This is a genomic window from Burkholderia alba (assembly GCF_034721475.1).
Lineage (GTDB): Bacteria > Pseudomonadota > Gammaproteobacteria > Burkholderiales > Burkholderiaceae > Burkholderia > Burkholderia alba.
This window is the reverse complement of sequence record NZ_JAWJWL010000089.1, coordinates 1-4283: the sequence shown is the minus strand read 5'-3', so window position 1 is coordinate 4283 and position 4283 is coordinate 1. Positions and strand designations below refer to the sequence as shown.

The 4283-nt window shown below is 57.9% G+C and carries 3 protein-coding genes and 2 pseudogenes; 4 read left to right on the top strand and 1 reads right to left on the bottom strand.

Annotated features, from left to right (window positions below; all coding sequences use genetic code 11):
* Positions 1 to 376: transposase domain-containing protein (locus RZR99_RS32190; RefSeq protein ID WP_323123735.1), on the top strand; the 376-nt coding region annotated here is incomplete at its 5' end.
* On the opposite strand, the gene RZR99_RS32185 is transcribed toward RZR99_RS32190, so the two are convergent.
* Positions 373 to 1167, bottom strand: coding sequence for an aminoglycoside phosphotransferase family protein (locus RZR99_RS32185; protein ID WP_323123736.1), 795 nt, complete (start codon positions 1165 to 1167; stop codon positions 373 to 375). The genes RZR99_RS32190 and RZR99_RS32185 overlap by 4 nt on opposite strands.
* A 295-nt stretch (positions 1168 to 1462) precedes the next feature.
* Between RZR99_RS32185 and RZR99_RS32180 the strand changes: the two are divergent.
* The 3 genes and pseudogenes from RZR99_RS32180 to RZR99_RS32170 all read left to right on the top strand — a co-directional run.
* Positions 1463 to 1714, top strand: a pseudogene (locus RZR99_RS32180) (ATP-binding protein); the annotation flags it as partial.
* A gap of 316 nt (positions 1715 to 2030) precedes the next feature.
* Positions 2031 to 3674, top strand: a complete 1644-nt coding sequence (locus RZR99_RS32175; protein WP_323123734.1) for an ABC-F family ATP-binding cassette domain-containing protein — start codon at positions 2031 to 2033, stop codon at positions 3672 to 3674.
* A gap of 382 nt (positions 3675 to 4056) precedes the next feature.
* Positions 4057 to 4283, top strand: a pseudogene (locus RZR99_RS32170) (prolyl oligopeptidase family serine peptidase); the annotation flags it as partial.

Genomic DNA, 4283 nt, shown 5'->3' with positions numbered 1-4283 from the left:
CCTTTGCCGGGTTCAACCAGACCCGAAACGCCGGAAAACTCGCTCTAGATCTGGTCCGGAAATCCCAAGCGGATCAATGAATACATGGACTACCTCCAAAGTAGTCCAAGATTTTGTCCGCATCCCCGGTGGGTTAAGACTCTGTAGAAATCAACACACGATTCACCCGTTCTGCGTCGGGCGACGCGGCTGGCTGTTCTCCGACACCGTCGACGGTGCAAACGCGAGCGCCAACCTCTACTCGTTGGTCGAAACCTGCAAGGCCAATGGCATCGATCCGTATCGTTACCTGACCTGGCTGTTCCAGCGTCTCCCGTTGGCAAAGAGGGTCGACGACTACGATGCGCTACTACCCTGGAAGATGCCAGTCGATTAATGTGAATCGTTCAGGACTTCGTTGATGACAGTCCAGGACCTTTCGGCCTCGCGTTGATTGCCATCGTGCATTGCCGCAACAATACACGCCTTCCATAAAGCCCAACCGCGTGCGCGATCCCACGTGCCTTCGTCAAAAGACAACTTGCTCTGGAACACTGCACGGCTTGTTCCGGAAAATTGAGTCCAGGCGATTACGAGATCGCAAGCAGGATCTCCCACCGCCGAACTACCAAAATCAATGACTGCACTCAGTCGCCCATCAGTAACGAGCAGATTGCCGAATGCGATGTCTCCGTGAACCCATAGCGGGGAGGCTCGCCATTCGGACTGCAAGGCAACATTCCACAATCGCTCGATCGCTCTCGTATCGACATTGTCCTGAAGTTCAGTCAGGGCCGTGCGAATCTCCTGATCGTAGATCGCTAGCCGTCCGCCCCGATGGAAATTATGCGACCCGGCCAGCGGTCCACCTTCGGCATCGATTTGGTGAAGGGTATCGAGAAACTCAGCAAGGGAGCCGGCGAATTGATTCATGTCTCCAATCAATTCCGGCCTGGCTGGCTCACCTTCGATCCATCTATATATGGACCATGGCCATGGATAGGTACTGCCTGGCATCCCCTTAACCAGCGGTGTTGGAATCTGGAGAGGCAAATGTGGCGCCAACTTAGGGAGCCACCGATGTTCCTTCTCGACTTGTGCAACGTATGCAGGGCCACTCGGCATCCTGACCACCATATCGTTTCCCAAACGGAAGGTCCGATTGTCCCAGCCTCCTGGCTCAATCATTTCAACCGGTAGACTCTCCCATTCGGGAAACTGCTCCTGGATCAATCGATGAACAAGCTGGTTGTCGATTTGTACGCGATTTGTATCCTGCATACTGCCTCGGAGTCGTGGTAACAGCAGGCCCTCAAGGTTACCACTCATCCTAACCAATACTCTGAGGGACGTCGTTCGTGGACCGCTTACCTTTGGGCGCCTCGCATCAGCCGTCAGCGCTTGCCTGAGCATCGTCTCGAAAGCACTGAGCTTGTTCGGGCGTGGCTCGCGCCAGGGCGAGGGACAGACATGCAGCGTCACGGCCACCGTGTTCTGCGACGCGAAGATGACCACGGCACTGCTGGACCGACTCACGCATCACTGCCACATCGTCGAGACGGGTAACGAGAGTCATCGCTTCCTGCACAGCAGCGCTACTGCGAAGAAGCGGATCAAGGCCCGGGAGCAGACCCGCACAACGAAGAATCTGGGCGACCTGACAGAGGCGGCGGGGGAAGGTCTGCCTGCTCAGCAGAACGACGATCAGGAGGTCGGGAAAACCGTCATACCTTAAACTTATCCACAGCCGACGTTCTAGAGCGTCGGCTTCCACCCTGGCTCACGATTCAATCGGCACGGTGGCTCAGTTTTACTTCGGCGCGGACACTTCCCAGGCTTTTTAACGGTTTCCTTCGACAGTTAGAGCCGGCGCGGCGCGGGCCGATGGCGCCAACGAAACTTGCGTTCGCCGAACCTTCGTGTTAGGGTGTTTGTCCTTTTCATCTCGCCGGACTTTAGCCAAAGTGGATAACTAAGCATTCCCGAATAGAAGTCTTCGTCGTAGCAATACGCTTGCTGCGCGAAGGGCTTGCATATTTTTGGAGATGCTTATGGCTCAAGTTACGTCTACGGCGACGCTTGTCGCGCTTCATCATATTTCTTTTCGATTCGACAACGGCAGCACGCTGTTCGACTCGCTCGACCTGAATTTTGACCTCACGCCAACCGGCATCGTCGGGCGCAACGGCGTTGGCAAGAGCCTGCTTGCACAATTGATTTCGGGACGCATCGAGCCGACATATGGTTCGATTCAGCGGTGCGTGCAAGTCGCGTTCGCTGCTCAGCAGCACGTCGATGCAATATCCGATTCGCAGACCATAGCGGACGTCACCGGCCTGAACGCTCCCATCGCGGCGCTGACCCGGCTGACAAAAGGTATGGCTGAGCAGTGTGATTTCGACGTGATCGGTGAACGCTGGAATCTCGTCGAACGCCTGCGCGACGCACTCAATGCGGCCGGACTGGAGAACGTGCAGGCGGAAACGCCAGCACGTTCGCTGAGCGGCGGGCAACTCGCCCGCGTCACGCTGATCGGCGCATTGCTGTCAGATGCTGGCCTGCTTGTACTCGATGAACCCACCAATCATCTCGATGTGCCTGGGCGTGTGTGGTTACGCGCCGCACTTTCCAGGTGGCGCGGTGGGCTTATCGTCGTCAGTCACGATCGTGCGCTACTCGCTGACATGCAGCGGATCATCGAACTGACGCCGAAAGGGGTTCGTAGCTACGGCGGTAATTACAAGGCTTACCGTTCACAACGCGACGCGCAACAGGGTGCTGCGCAGCATGCGCTCGACCATATACGCGCCAAGCGCGACCGTGTGCGGCGCAATCTTCATCGCGAACACGATACGGTCCAGCGTCGTGCCGCCGACTTGCTGCGTTATGCGAAGACAGCCAACGTGTCGTCAGGTGAGCGTGCGGCGCTGAAGAGCAGCGCTCGCGAGGTGATGGGACACGTTCGAGCTGCGCAGCGTGATTACAACGCAACGCTTGATCAACAGGTTCAGGAGGCATTGGCACGCGTCGAGTCCGACGTCCCTGTACTCGCATCGCTGCCGGGCACCGAAGTTAGCGCCCGCCGCCAGCTGTTCACGCTCGACGGCATCCGATTGCCGTGGTCCATATACGGTGAACCTGCTGCCACCATCGCGTGGTCGGCCTGCGGGCCCGTACGTATCGCGCTGACGGGCCCGAATGGCTGCGGAAAATCGACGCTGCTGCGGCTGATTGCAGGTCACCTCGCGCCCCATGCAGGGCACTGTGTGACGCATGTTTCCTGCGCATATCTTGACCAGAAGCTCGCGCTCCTTGACCCGGACCGGTCAATTATCGAGCAGCTGGGATTGCTGAACACTCCGCTCGCAGAAGGAGAACTGCGCAGTCGCCTCGCCCTGTTGCAGCTCGACGCGAAGCGTGTGACGCAACCGACCCGGCATCTGAGCGGTGGGGAGCGGCTGAAGGCTGCACTCGCATGCGCATTGTGGCGCGGTACGCCTGCGCAACTGCTGCTTCTCGACGAACCGACCAATCACCTCGATCTCGAATCGGTGCGCGCGGTCGGAGCAGCGCTTGCGGATTTTCCGGGCGCGCTGGTCGTGGTGTCGCACGATGCGGATTTCGTCACAGCGCTCGCGCCGACACACACGATGCAATGGGAACGCGACGGCTGGCGTTACGATCCCGTTTCATAATCGAGCTACTGGCGCGCTTGATTCACGGACGCCGGACAAGCAGAAAAAGCACGTGGATTATCAGCGCCAGTACGTTGGCTGCTGCAGGCGTAACCGCGCTGATACATGCGAGTAGATCTCATAGAAGTCTTAAGAAAGGTGATAACTGATTCATGACGAATTTGCACTCCTCAATGATATGGCGGTCCTCCCCTGACGCTGCCGACCCGTATATCAGTCTCGAAGCACTTGATAATCCCGCCGTCGATGCGTGGTGTCGTGCGCAGACGATCCGGACCATGAAAGAATTCGGGTACACGGCACGTNCGACCCGTATATCAGTCTCGAAGCACTTGATAATCCCGCCGTCGATGCGTGGTGTCGTGCGCAGACGATCCGGACCATGAAAGAATTCGGGTACACGGCACGTGCCGACACGCTAACCAGGCGGTTCGTCGAGGCCATGACGGCCCAGGACAACATCGTCACATGCTCGCGTTGGGGCAACTGGGCCTACAATACCTGGCTTGACGAAGCGCATCCGCTTGGTTTCATACGGCGTACGCCATGGAACGCGTGGATTAAGGGCACTCCCAAATGGGAAACCGTGCTGGAGATCGATGCGCTTGA

What these genes read in the sequence shown, in the direction of transcription:
- RZR99_RS32185 (WP_323123736.1), bottom strand. Translation starts at nt 1,167, where the DNA reads ATGATTGAGCCAGGAGGCTGGGACAATCGGACCTTCCGTTTGGGAAAC.
- RZR99_RS32175 (WP_323123734.1), top strand. Translation starts at nt 2,031, where the DNA reads ATGGCTCAAGTTACGTCTACGGCGACGCTTGTCGCGCTTCATCATATT.